We start from the raw sequence: 20,414 nt of genomic DNA, 5'->3' as shown, positions 1-20,414 counted from the left end.
TTTCCCCTACGATGATTCTAAGTATGAATTCATTAGCCTCTACTCCATCCACCATTCCGCCGGTATCTCTTCTAATTCCATTAAGCAATTAATTTGATGGGATAACACTTTTTTTGTAACTTCAAATATTCCATTCGCATCACATAAAATACAATTGGCATCACCAAAAGTAACTTCTTTTGCTACATGATTATCATAAAATGCCTGCTCTAATTTTGAATATGCCTCTGAAATATGAGCTGTTGTTTTATTATAATGACGGTACACATGATTCTCTTTTATACTACCGTCTGGCATAATAATTTTAAAAAGTACTGGTTTTTCAGTAAATCGTTCTGGAACCTGCAACACTTCTTCCACACCATGAATAAATGTATTACGAATATGATTTACACCTAATAAAAGAATTTTCGCATTTTTTTCTCTTAAACGGTCATAACATCCACCAACCGCACAAGGAGTTGTTACATCTTCTTCTCCTTTTATGTATTCGTAGCTCTCCTTACCATAGGCAGCTACACTATGTGTTGGATGCAATGAGCGAACAACACCCTCTCGTTTCATGAACAAATTAGTTAAGATTCCAACACAGGATGGCTCCTTGTCTGGATCATACACATTATGTGACTCACTCATACTCGCCCAAGTGTGGGTAGGAAGAATTAGAAGTCCCTCGGATAAATATTCCATGAAGGCATCTAGTACTGTATCTGCTCCACCTTCTACTTCACCAATGGATTTCATTGATGAATGGATAAACACCGTATCCGTAGGTTCTATGCCCATTGCTTTTATTGCGTTTTTTAAATCTTGTTTCGTATACATAACTATTCCTCATTTACTTTGTATTATTTTATATATTTTTGTATTACTTATAATTGCACTATCTTATATTTTATTGTGTTAGCTTTTATTTCATTGCGTTAGCTTTTATTTTATTGAGCTATCTTATATTTCTTTATATTATCTAGTATTTCTTTGCAATATCTATATTTCTTTGCATTATCTAGTATTTCTCAACTATTTTAACACTTTCCCTTATATTAAGGTACTTCCTAGGTATTGTCAACAATTAGGGCATAAAGCTTTTATATTGCACTTTTATCCCAAATACAGATGCTATAGCTCTTATAGGAAAGCCTTTAAACTAGCTACATAAATGCATAAAGGGTGTTACAACCTTAAACGTTATTGTAACACCCTAAACTTAATACATATTATATTACTGACCTTTTAGTACTTTACCCAAAGTCTTTAATGTTATTTTTTGACCATTATATAATACCAAGCCCTTATAGATCTTGGCCGAATAAATAATAACTATTAAAGAAAATGCTGCTGCTATAACACATGAAATCACGCCTTGCAGTATAGATACATTACCTGTAATTAGATCCACTGGTACGCAAAATGGTATTGTGAACGGTACATACCTTGCTACATTTAAAATTCCTTCATGTCCCATCATAGATGCCATATAGCAGACTAACCAACTAATTAAAATAGGAAATACAAATACTCCTTGTGTGGAAGCAACTTCTTCGGGTTTTGTAACCATACATCCTGCAAGACCTGCAAGAACACAATAAAATAAAAAACCTATACAAAATATAATAATTGCTAAAACAACTGCTGGTAAGGAAAATGCGGATTCTCCAATATTGTCTTTCAAAAAATCTATAATTTGGATCACTGAACTTTGATATTCTGGATATATTGCATGTGCTACTGCATTTCCACCATATAAGCCAGCAAATATAGCAACAATCCATGTTAAAAATTGCAAAATTGCCATACTTGAAATAGCAAGTACCTTACCTGTAATTAACGCATATGGATGAACAGAGGTTAATAAAGTTTCCATAAGTTTTGAGGTCTTTTCCGTAGATACTTCTTTACTAATTGTTTGACCATGAAAGATAAGCATAAAATACATCATTAAACCAAAAATCATTGGTGCTAACATCTTAATAAGATATGTTGCAATATTTGTATCTTCACCAATATTACCAACTGAAGTTACAACAGGCATCAATACCTTAGTTAACTGCTCGTTTGTTAAACCAGCCTGCATTAACTTATTAGAATCAAAGCAAGTCATCATGGATGTTAATAGATTTTCTGTATTCTTAGTAGAAATGGAAGATCCCTCTGGAATAAGTGCCTCAATCGTGTAATCAGATCCATTTGGCTCAATTACTACTGCAACTGTTTTATCAGAATTTGCTTTTGCATCCTTTACTATTTCTTCTCTTGTCTTATTACTAACATAGATAAAATTTATTTCAAGAAAACTCTCGTCGTTATTTTGTAATAATATTTCATGATAGTCTGTGCTAGGTAATCCACTTTCATCAAGTACATAGACCGTTTCAATTGGCGATTTCTTTTCAGCTTCTGCTGGCTTTGCATTTATTATGTTTCCAATGATAAATGCTCCGATAATCAATATTGCAACTCCAAACGTAACAAGTTTAAAACCTTTTCCATTCGTTGCATTACGGAAAGTAAAGCCATACACATCCATCCAACCTTTAAAATATTTCTTATTCATGGTAAAGCTCTCCTTTCTATACCGTCTTTGAAATCTTAAATAATTCCTTGATTCCTATTTTATTACCATTATGCAATATTAATGTTTCATAAACTCTTGCTACAAAACGGAACAATAAAGAAATAACTATAATCTGTAAAACGATTGCTACCGCAATAATTAGGAAGTTTGCTTTTCCTACTAGAATTGCACCTGGAAGTATAAATGGAGAGGATAAAGGAAATAACAGCGAAAAATAAACATAAGCATTCATACCACTGCCCATTAAGGTACCTGCTGCACCCATGCCAATATAAACACCAACTAAAGTAATAATCGTAAAAATTGTAAGACTTTCGCTAGCTTCCTCTATTCTACTAACAGTAGCCCCCGCTAAACCTGCTATTGTTGCATAAAAAATCAATCCTAGTGCAAATAAAATAATACAAAAGATTATATTTATAATATTTATGTTTTGTAATATATCTCCTGTAATATAATTTGCTAAAATATTATCTGCACCAAGTAAGGTGATGGAGATTTGGTTTGATACAAAAAACAGAATTATGGTTGAAAGTACCTGTATTAATACCGCTGATAACATTGCCAAAACCTTACCAACCATGAGGGCTAGTGGTTTTACTGATGTTAGTAGGTATTCAATTACTTTCGTAGACTTATCTGATACAATTGATGTTGCAATTTGTGAACTTGCTAATGTATTTACCATCATGATTATAAATAGCAAACCATATATAAAAAAGTATTCAATATCTGTAATTGATGTATCCTCTTTTACAACATCAGCTCCAGTAGTATCCACCATGCTTACTTTGGATTCAATTTTTGAATGAATAACCGCTAACTGCTCACTTGCAATTCCTAAAGAATTAATCTTAGTTTCTTCAAATAACTTTTGAATTGCATTGGCAAGTACAGAAACATCTGCTTCCTTTACTGGTCCATTCTTTGCTTTTACAAAACTTAATGAATACATACCTTCATTATCCGTAATTTTTAGGGCAACTGCAGTATTCTCGTTTGTATCTATCGTATTTAATATATTTTCGTAAGAATCATCTGATGTTAAAAATGTTATGTGACTTAATGTTTCATTCGAATGGATGGAGGAAAAATCATTAAGCATAAGTGTCGTATTGTTAAAAACATATACTTTTGTAATTGGGCTCACACCATCTTCTTTTATATCCCCTTTTGAGGTGAAAATAGCTACAAGTGGCATTGATACTAGAGCTATTAATATAAAAATTACCAATGAAATAATATAGGCTTTGCTTTTTAAGGTTTGAATTAAAGTAAAAGAAAAAACATCCCTCCAACCAGTGATATTACTTTTCTTCATGAACATTCCCCACCTTCTCAATGAATATTTCATGCAATGATGGCTCTCTAAGTTCAAATTTTACAATAGGAACTTTATCTTCTATTAATTTAGAAAGGAATTCCATTGCTTGATTTTCTCCATTCACTTTTAAATGATATTCACTTGGAGTTTTATTTACTATCGTAAGTCCAAAAGATTTGATATAAGAAGCGATGTCGTTATCACTCTTTACAAATAAGTTAACGCGTCCATATCCTTTTTTTATCTCATTTAAGTTACCTTGAAGTACTGCATTCCCTCGATTTAAAATCGTAATATCAGAGCAAAATTCTTCAATCGTTGGCATCTGATGACTGGACATAATAAGGAACTTTCCTTTTTCAATCTCTTCACGTATTATTCCTTTAAAAAGGTCCGTATTTACTGGGTCAAGACCACTTAAAGGCTCATCTAGTATAAGCAATTCGGGATCTGATATTAATGCAGCCATTAACTGTATCTTTTGTTGATTACCTTTGGATAATTGATCCGCACGGTTAGCTTTTGATGATTTTTTTCCCTTAACTTTTGGTGGGAATACATATTCAGTAACTTGTAATCTTTCTGACCAGTATTTAATTTTTTCCAGCGCTACCTTCTTAGGTACATTTTTTAACTTTGCAAAATAAAGCAATTGGTCCAGTAGTGAATATTTTGGATACAAGCCTCTTTCTTCCGCAAGATAACCAACATTAGTCCGAACAGCATCCAGAGGTTTTCCTTTCCAAAGCACCTCACCCTCATCATGAGCTAACATACCAAGAATGATACGTAATGTAGTTGTCTTACCAGCACCATTTGTACCAAGCAATGCATACACTCCAGGTTGTTCGATTCCAAAGCTTAAATCATTCACTACAACTTTGTCACCGTATTTTTTTGTTACATGCTTCACTTCTAAAGACATATGTTCCCCTTTCCCGCACGATAACTTATGTGTCTTGTTACATGCTTTATACTTAATATAGAATTCCTTTATGGAAAGCGGATATCCTTTCCATAATCACGAAGATTATATCATAATCTTTTCCAAAATTGAAGATATTTAACATAATCTTAATGCAACATTAATCACCAACCTGTCACTAAGACGTAACACTCATAATGTTTTGATACCTTGTACTATAACAGAAAATGATACATCAGATTTTAAACAAAAATAGAGCTGACTAAAACACGCTATCTTTGTGTTATAAATCAGCTCCATTTATAAATGAGAAGAATTTATGTAACGATTCAATAATTCTTATATCGGTAATTATTACTTCTTAATCCATTGATGATTACTATTTGATTACTAATTTTTGTCCTATCAAAATTAAATCTGGATTCTTTATACTATCTTTATTCCATTCATAGATTTTATTCCACTCAGAGCCTTTTCCAAATAAATCTTTAGCTATATTCCAGAGACAATCGCCCTTTTTAACAACATAATAATCAGTTGCATTTTCGCTATTTGTTATACTCTGTGTTTTCTTTTCCTCTTCGCTACTTGCCTTATTCTTTTCCTTCTCCTCAATACTTTGCATCTCTTTTAATTCATTTTCAACTGAAGCCTCATTGCTTTTTTCATATACTTTATCTCCAGAGATTATAAACTCACTATTCGCAGTTTCTCCATTTTGAAAATGATAAGTTACAACAACTGTAGAATCTTCTGCTTCTTCAAAGAATTTATCTGTAAATGTAACATTACCTTTTAAATAATCCACTTTAAAGGCATAATCATATTCCTTATAACTAGTCCAGTTTTGAGGACCCACTCCACTTCCATCTGCTTTCACTGCTTCTAATGTACTTAGTACATTACCATTAAATTCAACTGGAATTACAAAGCCACTCTTATTCCCACTTCCTATACCGATTACAGGAGCTTTGCTATAATTTATGTATAATGTCCAATCTGGTCCTTCTGAAAATTTTAAAGCTAACTTAGCAACTTCCCCATATTGTGATTTTAATAAACTTTGTACAAAGGAGGCTTTTAGTGTTACTGAATCATTTGTAAAGCTATAGTCTGTACCCTTTTTTAATTGTTTTCCATTATAAGAAATCGATTTAAATGTATTTCCATTTAAGGTAAGCTTTATTATAATGTCTTTTATTTTATTCTCATCTGTCACAAATACTCGGTCTGTCTCAGTATATGAGGATCTTCCAGCCCAAGAAGCTTTTATGATTTCATAAAGAGACTGGTCGCTCCATTCATATTTTGTACGACTCATATGCTGTCCATTATCCCATAGCATCAATGGAATATTCATTTCTTTTGAATAATAGTTAATGTATTCAAAATACTTTAATACTTCCCCATGTTCCACAGCGCTTAGTGTTTTATCAAATCCAAGGAGCCCGTATTCACCACAGATTACACCAATACCATTCTTTACAAAGGTTTCATATACACGATTAAATGCAGCTTCTAATTCATTCACAACGGTTTCATCCATCGTCGTTGTTCCAGCAATATTGGTACTAAATGGCCAATATCCATAATAGTGAAATGTTGCTATAATGTTTGGATCTTTTAAATTTGAAATCATCTTATAAAGTGCATCACATCTAGCTTGAGAATCATTCGTATTTAGCGTTGGTAGAACCAACATACGAGTAGCGTTTGCGCCTCCTGAATTACGAACAATATCATAAAATGCTTGATTTACCTTATCATTAATCTCAATCTGTGCTGTCTCATCCCCACTCCAAAATTGTGGTTCGTTAAGTGATTCAAAACAAACTTTTTCCGAATAATCTTTAAAATAATCAGCTAATTGCGTCCATATTGCTTTATAACGATCCATGGATGCGCCGTTGTCCCAATCTGCACCAATTCCTGCAGCCCAGTTCCAGGAATCATGATGTAAATTTATCATTACATATAAACCTTCATCTAATGCCCAATCTACAACTTCTGCATATCTAGCAAGAAACTTCTCATCTAGTTTATAATCTGGTGCTTCTCCTGTTCTCATAACACTCGTGAATGGCATACGAATGCTTTTAAAACCTTGTTTTTTAATTTCCTTGATTAATTCCTTGGTTACCTTAGGATTTCCCCAAGACTCTTCTCCTCTATCTCCACCTGTGTCAAAAGAATCAAAGGTGTTTCCTAGATTCCATCCTGGATTCATTGCCTGTGCATACCCATAAGATGCACTTACATCATCCTCTTTTGCTTTTGCTATGCTTTTACTACCCATCAAAGACAGTAAAAGTGCTACACAAAGTACTACCGCAAATACCTTTTTCCAAATTCTCATAATAAACCCTCCGTATGATTATGATGATTTTGTAAAATATATACAATTTCATTATATCGTACAAGAGTAGTTTTAGAATACCCATAAAATTTCCTTTGTTTTACCTTATCTTTTAGTGAATCCTTTGTGTTAGCTTACTTTTTGTGATGGTCATGTGGTACCATATATTTGAAAAATTTTATCTTCGGTAGAGCTCTTTTTATTGCTTATCTCTTGTAAGCTTCTTTATTTTTTTAATTATCTTCTAATTAATTCCTTTGATAAACACAAGTTCTTTCTCATTCGAATACTCTTCGCTATATTCAAATCCCAATCCATTAAAATTCTTTATTGCTTCAATATCATTAATATTTTCAGAAGCAAGATAACGAACCATCTCACCACGCGCCATTTTAGCTTCAGTCGCTTTTACTTTTAATTTCCCCTCAACTAAAGTTCCAAAAATACATGTTATGAAGTTTGTATTTTTATCTAAAAAAGGTTCGATGGCCTTACTATATTCTTTCGATGCTAAATTTAAAATTAGATTATCCTCTGCTACTAGTTCTTGGTATAATTTATCATTCCAAAACTCGTATAGGTTATTACAAAACCCGCTTTTTAACTTTGCCTGCATTTCTAATCGATAAGGTACAACTCCATCCAGTGGTCGCAAAATTCCATAAAAACCAGATAGTATTCTAAGATTTTCTTCTACGTACTTCCACTGTGAATCTGTAAATACCTGGGGAGCCATATATTGATACTGTATTCCTTCATAAGCTAATAACGCTGGCGTTAATCCTTTTTCTAGATCCATATTTTGATATCTATCATAATTAAGTTCTGCTATCTTCTCATTACATGCAAATAAATCTTTTAATTCTGATAATGGTAGTGATTTTAAATACTCTTTTAACGTATTTGCTCGCTCTAAAAAAGTAGGCAATGCTTTATATGCGATCTCATCTGTATTACAATTCATTTTTTTCGCTGGTGAAATTATTATTTTCATTTTTATCCTCCATTTACATAATTAGTGTGAAATAAATGGTATTATGCGTTTTAATTCTCACTTCTTTATTTTATTCTTTACTACCTAGACATTTCAATGGCAATTCCTTCATTGAAACAACATCCTTTTTCTATAAAGTCTAATTTAAGGGTCTCTTAAAAACTGCAACAATATTTCTGCTTGCCCCTTGTGAGTAACTTGTATCAAAACAGGATACTAATTCCCAACCATCTCTACCATATGCATTTGCTGCTTGTTCAAATTCCTCGGTATCAAAAACACCTCCTAAAAAACCTTTTGGCTCAAATTTAACGCTCTTATATTCCCATTGAATCATATCCATTGCTCCTTTCATATCACTTATTTTGTTTCAAAATTAATCATTTGCTGTAGGTATCCTAATTTCATTTATAATAGCATTATAATAAGGAAATCAATTTAATAAAAGATAATATTTGTACAAATGTATTTAATAACCATTTTATAAAACCCATCCTAATAAATGCAGTAAGAAAAAAAGCAACTGATACGCTACATATCAGTTGCTCACCTTCACATATAATTATTAAAAATCCTCACTTCCAAACTTATTACTAAACATATCATTATATGCCTGTCTAATTTCCTCTTCTGTATTCATAACAAATGGTCCATATGCAACAATTGGTTCATTGATTGGTTCACCGCTTAATACAATAAATGCCGCATCTTCGGAAATTGATTCGATTCGGATATCTCCTTCCATATTCTCAAATAATATAAAATCTCTTTCACTGCCAACCTTAGAATCATTAATTTTTACTTCACCCTTTAAAATTAATATTCCAGTATTATATGAACTTGGCTCTTTTATAGTAACATCACCATGATTTTTTAAATTTACATTATACATATTAATATTAGTAAATGTACTTGCTGGGCCTTTTACACCGCTTACCTCACCGGCAATGATACTTATTTCACCTTTATTATCCTCTAATTCTACGATACCCATATTTTCTTTTAACAATGTTTGATATTTAGGATCTGTCATCTTATGACTCTTAGGAAGATTAACCCACAATTGAATCATGTGGAACATACCACCGTTTTTATTAAACTCCTCCTCGTGATATTCTTTGTGAAGAACTCCTGATCCAGCAGTCATCCATTGAACATCTCCAGGTCCTATAATACCGTGATTTCCCTTATTATCATGATGTTCAACCTTGCCTTGATATGCAATTGTCACTGTTTCAAATCCTCTATGAGGATGGGCACCTACACCTAATCTTACATTTGATGGTTCAAAATAATGTGGTGGATTATAATCTAATAATATAAATGGCGAAAATCGCTCCGTGATATCCTTTGCTCCTGGAAAGTACTGCTTTACTCTAAATCCGTTGCCAACCATATGTGTTTCATCTGCTCGAAATACAAGCTCTATATCTCTATATTTTTTCATACGACATACATCCTTTCTGATACTTTTTCATTATTCTACTTCTTTAAATATTACTAATTAGTGATATTTAGGTATTTAATATATAGGATTTATACTTTAGTAATTTTTTAAAGTATAAATCCTATATCCCTTTAAACTTTTTTAAAATATTTTTTAATGTAATTTTTTCTTCATCTGATAAAACGTTAAAGATACTATTAATATTCTCTATATGATTCGGTAACATCTCTTCTATGATATTAATACCTTTCTCAGTGATTGAGATAATAGAAGAACGTTTATCTCTAGGGTCTATGCTTTTATTAATAAAACCGTCCTTTTCTAGATTCTTAATTACTACTGTCATGTTGCCCGAAGTTGTTAAAATACTTTCTATAATTTCATTAATGTTCATATCACCCTTATTGTATAAGGCTTCTAATACTCCAAACTGAGCAATGGTTAAGCCACTTGACTTAATCGTTTGATATTCTTTTCTATGAATCTCGTGCTCTGCTCTTGAAAAAACAATTAACGTTGATAAATTTAATTTATTGTCTGCGATTAATTTTTTTATATTTTCCATACATTAAATATATCACTAGTTAGTGATATTGTCAATACAAATATATTTCTTATCAGAAAGAGACTGTCACATGCTCAATTTATGTAACAGTCCATCTCTTTCATATTTTCTTCTTTTTAATATTCTCTACTCTTTAATATTCCCTACTCTTTAATATTCCCAACTCTTTAATATTCTCTTCTTTTTTCCTCGTTAATAAATTCGATATCTTCCTGATAACATTAAAAGGGAAAAGAAATATAAGCAGTTATCATAATATCTTCGTTCTCCTTTTCTTAGAGACGTTTGAAAAAATTGTTCTACCCATTCCATATGATATTTTCCACTAGCCGCTAATGATCCAGCCGCATTTGTTGCAATAATTGCAACAGGATGCAATGCTGGTTGTTCCAGTGTTGTTCCATCAATTAAATAATTACGATATTCATGTAAGCTTGTTTTCTCAGAAAAAAATGCTTGCAACTTATTAACTATATTACCAAGTGATTCATCTTTATGAAACCAGGCTGCATCTAATCCAATATTCATTGCAACGCGATATGAATCGGAATAAAATTGCCCGTCATGAAATAGACGTTTTGGAATTCCACTATATTCAGCATATTCTGGAGCCATTCCAGTAATGTCATGACAGGTGATATGTAAAAATTCTCTACTCTTTTCTGCAGCTGTTTTAAAAAAACTACGATCCTCTTCTTTTGCCCATAAAGAAAATAACTCATAAAAATGAGGTAAATGATAAGATGGATCTGTAAAATTTGCTTCTGGAACAAACTTAATATAAAAGTTCTCTAAGTCCCACATGGAGCATCCATCCTCCACGATCTCCTCTTGATGTATACAATGCCATAAAATATCCTTTGCTTGCTCACTATAGTTAAATGGTGCTACACCATCCCCCCAGCGATGACTTGCAAACATAAGCGCCATTGCAAAATATTCCTCTCCATCTGGTGCCGGACCTTCCGAATTCTTTTCTCCCTCTGGAGATACTGACCAAGCAAAATATCCTTCATATTTCCCTGCTGATTGATACATATACGTCTTTGAAAAAAGCCATAAACGATCGAAAATGTCCTTTCGATTCATTTGAACCGCCATCATCATACCATAGCTCATACCTTCCGACCTTACATCCAGATTACCAGTATCAAGCAGGTATCCCATGTCCTCTCCTAACTCAAAGTAAAACTTATCATCTTCAGCAATAAATATTGTTTCAAAAACTTCTTGAATTCTTTTATCAATTTCATGTTCAGATATCCCCAACTCAGCTAACAAATTAGGGTATTTACCAGTATAAAATGCACCATCCATCATTATTATGCTCCCCTTTCTTGTTGTTTTAAATATACAAATACCAAGATAGCAAATCTTTATTTACATTTTATACGGACTTACATTTTATTTCTCCTTAGGTGTTGCTAAAAGATGCTTATATATTGCTAAATCAGATATTATAAGAATGTAATATCCTTAAAATAAGATAAATGTCAACAAAAAGGAGCAAGATTACTCTTGCTCCTTTTTCAATATTTTTATTATTTTGCTTTTACGGTAATTGGTGCACTACCATATACATATTTACCATTTTTATCAAGAACTCTAACTAAAACATTCTCTTTTCCAGCTGTTTTACCGCTTACAACTGCAGTTAATTTTCCTTGATTTTTGTAAACAATAGCAATGTTTCTCTTACTTGTTAACCATGTAATATCTTTTGCCTTAAATCCATAAAGAGCTACTTGGTAAGTTGCTTTTTCTCCAACTTTAATTGTTTTAGGACTCTTTATAAATTTAATAAATGCATTTTTAACTGTAATCTTAGTACTGTATACCATTGTCTTATCATCAATTTTTAAAGTTGTCTTAATAATAACAACACCTGGTGTTTTTGCTGTTACAATACCATCTTTAGATACAGTTGCTACCTTGCTATTACTTGTTGTATAGGTTGCCTTAAAGTCTATTACTCCTTTATCAACAGCATCTTGTAATCCTGTTGGAAGTACGATTTCAAGTTTTTCCATATTGCCAGTAGTTCCACCAACATACTTCCATCTCGTAGCAAGTTTGTTCGTTCCTACTCCATTTACAGTCACTGCATTTAATGTTGCGTCATCTACAACAAGTTTATCACTAACTGCAACTACATATTCAGAAGCATGTGTAAAGTTAAATTCTACTCTACCATTCTTATCGATTTTACTTGCTGACTGTAATACAAGTTTTCCTGTTTTTTCATCATAGTGATAAATACCTGCAATAAGCTTTTCAATGTCTTTTGTAACTAATTGATTATTGAATTTTGTTAAATCAAGAGAAAGTGCTGCCTTGAAACCAAATTCACCATCATGTGCAAGTGAAATTTGATTTGTTTTAACATCATTCATATTTACTAATTGGCTAATCACTTTGTTAGGAACAATTGTAGTATTTAAATCTACTGCAAGATCAACATTTTTATATGCATCTTCACTCAATTCCTTACCATTGATTGTCCATGTGATACCATTCTCTAATTCTAAACTTACCTGAACATTTTGTCCTTTTATTGTTTCAAGGAGTTCTTTACCAAGAACAGTAGCGGATCTCATATCAATTTCAATGGAAAGTGGCTTCGCATTTTCTGCATTACCAGTCTTATTAAATGCATCTAATTTCTCATTGATTACTTTGTTTACATCATTCCAGTTAACATTACCACTTGCATCTACGTATACGGTAACATCTACAGGTACTTCTGGATTAAATGGTGTTTCTGTTGGACTAGGTGTTGATGTAGGTCTTGATGGAGTAGACGTTGGTCTTACTGTTTCCTCCTCAATTTCAATAACCTTAGATGGTGTACCAGTCATTCTAGCACCTGCATTTGCTGGAGCTTTATCGGTTAATTCTAATAAACCGTTCATATTAATAGTACCATCTGCATTTCTTGTTACTTTTGTTGTTGTATCTAAGCTTACAAACCAATCCTCTGAAACAGCTACATTCTCTGTATTTGTTGATTTACCACTATTCCAGTAATAGTTTGTTGTTCCATTTACTTTCGTTAAATCTTGGCTTCCTAAAAGTTTGAAATTATCATTTGCGTCAGTATGTTTTGTTTTGAAAGAAATAACACCATCTGCAAAGAAATCTGTGTTTTTAGCATCATTCGTATAGAATGCTACATTGTAGGATTCGTTATTAAATGATGTAGAATTGTATACTTGAATGTCTGGACAACTGTTGGAATCAATACCTTTTGCCTTGTTATCAAATGCAATACTATTGATTAATGTATGGTATCCAGTGATACTGCTACCACCCATCTTAAATCCATTACCATTACCTGCATTTGTTCCATCTGGTAAATATCCATTGCCATAAGCTACACTGTTTTTAATTGTAACTTTACCAATTGGACCAGTTTCAACCTTAGCAAATAAATCCCAACCATCATCGGCATTGTTATAAGCAATACATCCGTCAAATACGTTACCATCGCCAATTGTTAACTTCGCTGCAAATCCATCTGCATCTTCATAACCCTTATCAGCATTTGCATAGGAAGTACAATTTAAAATTAAATTGTTTGCTGGCCAATCTTCATAAGTATCTGTAGTTAAGTATCTGCTTAATTGGATACCAGTGTTACCGTTACGGTAAGCATGAACATCATCTAGAACACAATTACTTCCGGATAACTGTAATCCCTTTTGTCCGTCTGCTGAATTTGTTACATCAATTCCTTGGATGTACCAATAATCTCCAGCAAAAACAATACCTGTTACTTTCTTATTAAAATTAAATACTGGACGTGTTGTAGCATCTGGATCTGCAATCATATAAATCATTGCATCCTTCGTTCCATCAACTCCTCTTGCAACAGTAAGTGGAGTTTCCATGCTGTAAGTTCCGCCTGCTAATACGATTTTTTGTCCTGGAGTAACATATTTAACTGCAGTGTAGATATCCAGTGGATTACTCTTACTTCCATCTCCACTTGCTTTTCCACTTGGTGATACATAAATTGATTTTCTATCATAATTTTTATAAGTTACAGTATGAGTAAATGTAACTGGATCATAATTAGAAAGTTTTTGATGTTCACCTGGTTTATAATCTTTATCTGGTGTAAATGTAATTGTATAAGTATTATTACCTTTTGTTAAAACTACGTTTTTCTTAACTAATGTATTTGCTGTTACAACTTCATTATTAGCAATTACATTACCCTTAGAATCTTTAATTGTTAATGTTCCATCTGCATTTCCTAAATATACTAATTCATAATCAGCATTACCAGTAGCAGTAGTAGAAATAACCTTATAAGATGGTGTTACATAAGTTGTTTCTATTTCTTCTGCTGGTGGGTCTGTTTCTGGATTAGAAGTTGTTAATTGAATATCTGTAACTGTGATTTTTGCATTTCTAGAAGCAAAGAATCCAACATAGATATTATCTTTATCAATTTGTGTCAATGCAGTTCTTTCAATGTCATAGAATAGCTTTGTAGTTGTATTTCCATCTGCATCAGTATAGCTTAATCTATAACCAGTATTATCTCTTTGGATTGTTAATTCTAAAGTTGTTACTAAATTATCTACAGTACCTGTAGGTGCATCGCTATTTGTATAGTTGCCGATAATATTATATGTACCAGCTCCTAATTTTGCACAGGAGGTATCTAATGTGTACATAGATGATTTAAAGTTTTGTACCGTTGTTTCATTTGCAATATTTTCTGCTGTTGCACCGATTTTTTCTTGAGCACCAACACCAAGTTTCATGCTAATCTTATCACCAGCGTCGGAAACTTTATTATTTTCACTATCCCATAAATATTCAACCTTAGTAACAGATGTCATATAGGAGTTGTTCCAGAAAGTAGAAGCATCGCCATGTTCGCCAACTGCATCCGCAGCCATTAAACCAAATCCTTCTTGTCCATTGGATAATGTCCAATTATCTACTGTTACCTTAGCTTTAAGAATAAAGTTTTCTTTTGCAGGATCAATCTTAGTGTAATAGAATGCTACACCATCAGTTGAAGCTGGTACTAATTTTCCTTTACCATTAACACTTGCAACAGTTACAGAACCTAAATTAGCATTTCCTGTGTAATAGTTATCTTTTGTATTAACACCAGATCCGAATGCAGAGAAGAACCATTCTCTTTGTGCTTCTTCTGTTGCTAATACTTCCATTTCAGCTGCTTTTGTTTGTTCAGCTCCTCTTACTGCTTTTACTGAAATAACATAAGTTGTTCCAATCGCTAAGCCTTCAAGAACTGTTTGATTCGTTTTAACAACGATTTCATTGCCATAGCTTGCAGCACCTTTTTCTTTGTAAGCTACGATATAGCTATCTGCTTCTTTTACAGCCTTCCATGAAACCTTAACAGATCCACCACCGATATTTGTTGCATTTTCAATGTAAGGAACAGTTAATGGTAATACGAAGTCCGCTAACGTATAATCAGCTCCTGTTTTTACATTTTCCTCACGAGCTGCACTAATTGAGAATGTATAATCTCCACTCGCTGAAGGTGTGAATGTAACAAATCCTGTGGAACCATCTTTCGCATAATTAACAGATGTGATTGTTTCATTACCTTTTTTCATTGTTACAGTAACGCTATCTGCGCCATCATAACCAATTTCCATGTTAAAGGAAACTACTACATCACCATCTTTAACCTCTGCTCCTGTAATAACTGGTGCAGCAACGCTAGCCCAATCTTTACGCTCAGGTCTCTCACCTGCAAGTTCTGTTACAGTTACAGAATAAAATCTCGCACCACGGTTATAATCTTTATTCTCTGGTGATACAATACTATAAGTACCAGCTGTTAAACCTGTGTAAGTTAATGTTGTTTTTGAAGTTCCAGAAACTGTAGTAATATTGTTTTTCTCTGTTACTAGATTACCATTTTGATCCGTAATACCTACTGCTGAAGTATTAGAACCACCAGTACTACTCATCTCAACTACGACATCTGCAGTTCCAGTAACAGTAAACTGAATTGCTCCAGTTGAAGCTTTATCAACTTCAATAGAACTAATATTTCCTGAAGAGTTCGTTCTTTGAGTTACTTTTCCAACTACTTTGAAGAAATTTGCATAAAGTCCTTCTGGTAATTGCGTTTTATCAGTAACACCTGTTGAATCTAGAGTAGTAACATCCCAAGTATGAATTACTGGTTCTACTACTGGCTCATCTGGAGTAACGATTTCTGCCACATCATCAGTTGCATCAAGTTCAAATGGTTTCCAATCTTTAAGGAAAGCACTAACCGCTTTTTCTGCAGTTGAAATATCTGTTCCATCGCTTAATTTTGCTTCTTTTAAAACTGTAGACCAAGAAGCTCTATTTGCTGAATTATCTTCTCCCTTTAAACTCTCCATTGTACCATATTCATACATAAAGCTAGATTGGCCACCAAGAGTTGCATTCCAACCTTCTGGTACAACGATAGATTGTAGACTACCAGAGAATTTTGTAGTTTCAATAATTGTCTTATAGAATACTACTTCACTTGTATTTGCCTGCCATGGTCTTCCGAAATATCCTGGTTTCGAAGTGTTAGCAGATGCAGTATCAACACCCGGTGTAGTAGAGGTCACTGTACAGTTGTACATTAAATATCCTCTTCCAGACTTTTGTTGCGCTGCTGTGATATAAGCTACATCATTACTGTTCTCACTTGTATTAAGAACAAGATCACACTTATAAAATACTGCTGTCATTCCACCAAAAATATAATCGGTTCCACCCATAATTGCACTCTTATAGAAAGATGCAGTTACATTTTCACCACCATATAATGTATCTTGTCTTCCCACAAATCTACAATTATCAAAGGATGCTTTTTGAACATCATTAGCAATTGCTAAAGCTGCTGCTCTTTCAACAAAAGATTTATCTTGAACAGCTGTATCTCCAACTACCTTTGATCTTTCTCCCTTATTACCTGTTTCAAGCACTACAACATCATTTGCTTCTTTTTCTGAAATATATTGGTTGAAAGAATTCTCAAAGATAATACCTTCTGCATTAAATCCATCCGCCATAACAACTACAGTTGCATTCCAATAACTTCCGTTTGTTGTTCCTGAACCTGGGTTATGGTAAGATAAATATCCATTCGCCTTATTTACTTCTAATGCAGTTTCATCATATTTACCATCAGTACCCATACTGTAGTAACTATATCCATGACCATAATAAGATGTAATTCTTACAGCTTCTGGTTCAATATCAACACCCTTATTTATTAATTTGATACTTGGGTTACTACTTGCATTTTTTAATGTTACATTTGGTACATCAACTACTAACATTTCTTCGTAGTTACCAGGTTGAATTTCAATTGTAACACGTTCATTGTTTGGACGATTCATTTCTTTGACTGCATCTAGTGCTTCATTTATAGTTTCATAATCGCATCCAGTTGCACCAACAGTTAAAACATCCTTATGCTCTACAGGTGTTGTAACTGTAATACCTGCTAGATAAGTCTCACTTGCGTTTGTACCAGTAAAGCATGAGATTGTAATAGTGTCTTCTCCTTCTTTAACTGTGTAAGAAATGGAATCAATTTGTCCAGTACTTCCAGATTTTTCATCTACAGTTACAATTGAGCCATCATTAATCTTAAATGCTGCAGAATAACAATAATTGATAGTAACAACATCATTTGCCTTAACAGGTACTACAACATCCCCACCTGCTTTCATAAGCAAATAATTTTTATTTTCTGCAACACCAGTGTCAGAAATTTTAAGTCCATAATAATAATTTTTGCCATCGATAGACTCAATTCCTTGTCCACCATATGCTTTATTAAGAGCACCAAAATCCCAACTTGTAAGATTACTAAAGTTAACTGTTGCGTTTGCACTTGCTTTATTAACTTTAACATCTGGAGAAAGTGTCATAGCCACTGGATATGCTCCAATACCAGTTACATCAATGCTGTACTGTCCATCACGAAGCTTGATATTTTCATCCGATAAATTAAATGTATAACTATAACCTTCTTCATTAATATTGGTAAATGTGATCTTACCGCTGTTTTTAGCATTCTCATCAATACCAACCAGTTTAACATTTACTGAATATTTATCTTTTTCTATGAATTCAAAGTTATAATCTTTGCTTTCTGTAGCACTAATTTTTCCATTTCCAGCTAAATTGTAATCATTTACGCCGTCAACTGAAATTGAGTATTCAACACCTTTTTCTAATTGAAGTGTATATGCCCCTTTGTCTAAGATTGTAAGTTCTGGAATATAAATATTATCAGAAGTAAAGCTAAGCTTTAAATTAGACAATGCTTCATCGGATAGTCCTGTAATATTACCAGCCAATGTAACAAGTTCTACCGCTTCTACATCTACATCAAATACTATGTCTCCATCACCTAATGCAATAGAAAGGAAATTAGCACTGGAAATAACATATCCATTTGCATTTTCTAATGCTATTTCATAATCATACTTTTCATTTAAAGTAACGCTATAACTTCCATTTACAACATCCGCTGAAATTACTTCTCCAGTTTGTTTGTTTTTAAAAGTAATCGCATAGTTGTTAAGTACTTCTGGAGCAGTTACAGTACCAGTAACTTCAACAGAGTTTGTATGTTCACGATATACTCTTGCAACTACAAGCTTTTCATCAGAAGAATAAATTTTATATAGACCTTCTTCTGCAGCATAAAATGTCATTTCAGTTACAGTACTTCCACCATTTTTATGTACATCTTGTGCTACATTTCCAGATGGAGATTCCACATTAATTGTAGAATTGTTTCCATTAGAAGCAACTACTAATGTAAGAATATCATGTTCATATAAGTAAACACCTAAATAAACGTCTTTACTGCTTCCTTTATTTGAGTAAATATAACCGCTATAAGTTGCACCCTCTTCCCCTGTTAGTGCTTTTTCATCATAACGAGTTAATTCTGTATTTTTTGTACGAAGTCTATGTGTTTTTGGAAAACCACCATCATTAAATAAAAATTCGTTATTATTTAATGAAAAACTTGCTAAGTTTACACCTGTTGAACCAGGCGTAGTTCCAGAGAATATCTCATTATTAATAATATCCGCAGTAAGTTTATTATTGTACTTACTTTCATCTAAGCTTTCTGCACCAAAATCCCAGACATCAATCTTACTTGTGTCTGCTGGTAATTCAGGTACTACAGGATCCTCGTTTTCTATTGGAGTACAACTAACTTCATAAAGATATGTTTGTTTTTGTGCCTCAATAATAACGTAGCCTGCTTCTCCAGTATATGGATACTCAAAGTTATCAGTCGTTGCAGGTACACCATTGATAGTATAATCATGATACCCTTCATAATTTTTTACTGCAACAATTGCACTTCCACTTACCGGCACTGCTAATTTTGTACCAGCGTTCATCTGAGTATCGCCGCTGCTTCTTGATGCCAATTTCCCTTGACTAGCATCAATTAGAATGCCATTAAACTCACCCATCTTATCTTCGATAGTATCATCAAAAGCGCCTTCTTGGCCACCACGGAAATTCCAAGTGGTAGTTTCGTTGCTACTTACAGTTGTTTCATCTGCATGTGCAACAATTCCTGGTGAGATCGCTGTGAGAATCATTGAAAATACTAATAAGTAAGATAAGATTCTCATTTTCATGTCCTTGTGTAAATGAAACATTCTTTTGCCTCCCTTTTTTCTTCTTTGTTTTATATTGTAATCGTTTACATAGTTTAGTAATTAAATTAACTAAAATATTATTGAATTTAATAATATTGGAAACGGTTACAACATAAAACACCAATTAATAATATATAAAAAAGATAGTATAAATTGTAAGTGCTTACATAATTTTGTAAGACTTACTTCCTATAATGTATCACGTTATTCCATTTCTGTAAATATGTTTTTTGTTAATTATGTATATAATTTAAAATATTCTAAGTCATATTTATGCAATCTATTATATTACTACGTTTCATGATACTTTTTGATACACATATTCTATATAATGAAGCATTTATTGTTATATTATTTAATAATGTTTTCTAAAACAAATACTTTTAAAGCTATGTTTATCAAATTCTTACTTTATTTTTATTTTATTATTTTCGTAAAAATAAATAATAATAAGTTTACTTTTAATAAAATTACATATTTTTTATCCAAATTTATATAAAAAATAGGTGAGTCAATATAATAATATCAACTCACCTAAT

11 protein-coding genes are annotated in these 20,414 nt (G+C 32.6%); all 11 read right to left on the bottom strand.

Annotated features, from left to right (window positions below; genetic code table 11):
- Positions 1-39: 39 nt before the first annotated feature.
- Positions 40-825 (bottom strand): AAC(3) family N-acetyltransferase, encoded by a 786-nt coding sequence (locus BN4220_RS10550; protein ID WP_066715873.1) that lies wholly within the window; start codon positions 823-825, stop codon positions 40-42.
- A 397-nt stretch (positions 826-1,222) separates the two neighbouring features.
- Positions 1,223-2,554 carry an ABC transporter permease gene (locus tag BN4220_RS10545; protein WP_066715872.1) on the bottom strand — a complete coding sequence of 444 codons (1,332 nt, stop codon included), beginning with the start codon at positions 2,552-2,554 and terminating at the stop codon, positions 1,223-1,225.
- 16 nt (positions 2,555-2,570) lie between these two features.
- Positions 2,571-3,896 (bottom strand): ABC transporter permease, encoded by a 1,326-nt coding sequence (locus tag BN4220_RS10540; RefSeq protein WP_082812410.1) that lies wholly within the window; start codon positions 3,894-3,896, stop codon positions 2,571-2,573.
- On the bottom strand, positions 3,883-4,824 hold the full coding sequence (locus BN4220_RS10535) for an ABC transporter ATP-binding protein (protein ID WP_066715870.1): 942 nt from the start codon (positions 4,822-4,824) through the stop codon (positions 3,883-3,885). The genes BN4220_RS10540 and BN4220_RS10535 overlap by 14 nt, the downstream gene beginning before the upstream one ends.
- 379 nt (positions 4,825-5,203) lie before the next feature.
- A complete protein-coding gene (locus BN4220_RS10530) occupies positions 5,204-7,180 on the bottom strand; it encodes a cellulase family glycosylhydrolase (RefSeq protein ID WP_066715869.1) in 1,977 nt (658 codons plus the stop codon).
- 244 nt (positions 7,181-7,424) lie between these two features.
- Positions 7,425-8,174, bottom strand: coding sequence for a peroxide stress protein YaaA (yaaA, locus tag BN4220_RS10525; protein ID WP_066715868.1), 750 nt, complete (start codon positions 8,172-8,174; stop codon positions 7,425-7,427).
- Between the two features lie 139 nt (positions 8,175-8,313).
- Positions 8,314-8,511 carry a DUF4177 domain-containing protein gene (locus tag BN4220_RS10520; protein ID WP_066720862.1) on the bottom strand — a complete coding sequence of 66 codons (198 nt, stop codon included), beginning with the start codon at positions 8,509-8,511 and terminating at the stop codon, positions 8,314-8,316.
- 228 nt (positions 8,512-8,739) lie between these two features.
- Entirely contained in the window at positions 8,740-9,621 is an 882-nt protein-coding gene (locus BN4220_RS10515; RefSeq protein ID WP_066715867.1) for a pirin family protein, read from the bottom strand.
- A gap of 121 nt (positions 9,622-9,742) precedes the next feature.
- Positions 9,743-10,186, bottom strand: a complete 444-nt coding sequence (locus BN4220_RS10510; RefSeq protein WP_066715866.1) for a MarR family winged helix-turn-helix transcriptional regulator — start codon at positions 10,184-10,186, stop codon at positions 9,743-9,745.
- Between the two features lie 192 nt (positions 10,187-10,378).
- A complete protein-coding gene (locus BN4220_RS10505; RefSeq protein ID WP_066715864.1) occupies positions 10,379-11,506 on the bottom strand; it encodes a glycosyl hydrolase family 8 in 1,128 nt (375 codons plus the stop codon).
- Positions 11,507-11,727: 221 nt separating this feature from the next.
- Positions 11,728-19,875 carry a pectinesterase family protein gene (locus tag BN4220_RS10500; protein ID WP_066715862.1) on the bottom strand — a complete coding sequence of 2,716 codons (8,148 nt, stop codon included), beginning with the start codon at positions 19,873-19,875 and terminating at the stop codon, positions 11,728-11,730.
- Between the last annotated feature and the right edge of the window lie 539 nt (positions 19,876-20,414).

Origin of the sequence: Clostridium sp. Marseille-P299, assembly GCF_900078195.1 — a bacterium.
Lineage (GTDB): Bacteria > Bacillota > Clostridia > Lachnospirales > Lachnospiraceae > Lachnoclostridium.
This window is presented reverse-complemented; position numbering and strand designations above follow the sequence as displayed.

Coding starts and splice junctions, on each gene's coding strand:
- BN4220_RS10550 (WP_066715873.1), bottom strand. CDS start 825: ATGTATACGAAACAAGATTTAAAAAACGCAATAAAAGCAATGGGCATA.
- BN4220_RS10545 (WP_066715872.1), bottom strand. CDS start 2,554: ATGAATAAGAAATATTTTAAAGGTTGGATGGATGTGTATGGCTTTACT.
- BN4220_RS10540 (WP_082812410.1), bottom strand. CDS start 3,896: ATGAAGAAAAGTAATATCACTGGTTGGAGGGATGTTTTTTCTTTTACT.
- BN4220_RS10535 (WP_066715870.1), bottom strand. CDS start 4,824: ATGTCTTTAGAAGTGAAGCATGTAACAAAAAAATACGGTGACAAAGTT.
- BN4220_RS10530 (WP_066715869.1), bottom strand. CDS start 7,180: ATGAGAATTTGGAAAAAGGTATTTGCGGTAGTACTTTGTGTAGCACTT.
- yaaA (WP_066715868.1), bottom strand. CDS start 8,174: ATGAAAATAATAATTTCACCAGCGAAAAAAATGAATTGTAATACAGAT.
- BN4220_RS10520 (WP_066720862.1), bottom strand. CDS start 8,511: ATGATTCAATGGGAATATAAGAGCGTTAAATTTGAGCCAAAAGGTTTT.
- BN4220_RS10515 (WP_066715867.1), bottom strand. CDS start 9,621: ATGAAAAAATATAGAGATATAGAGCTTGTATTTCGAGCAGATGAAACA.
- BN4220_RS10510 (WP_066715866.1), bottom strand. CDS start 10,186: ATGGAAAATATAAAAAAATTAATCGCAGACAATAAATTAAATTTATCA.
- BN4220_RS10505 (WP_066715864.1), bottom strand. CDS start 11,506: ATGATGGATGGTGCATTTTATACTGGTAAATACCCTAATTTGTTAGCT.
- BN4220_RS10500 (WP_066715862.1), bottom strand. CDS start 19,875: ATGTTTCATTTACACAAGGACATGAAAATGAGAATCTTATCTTACTTA.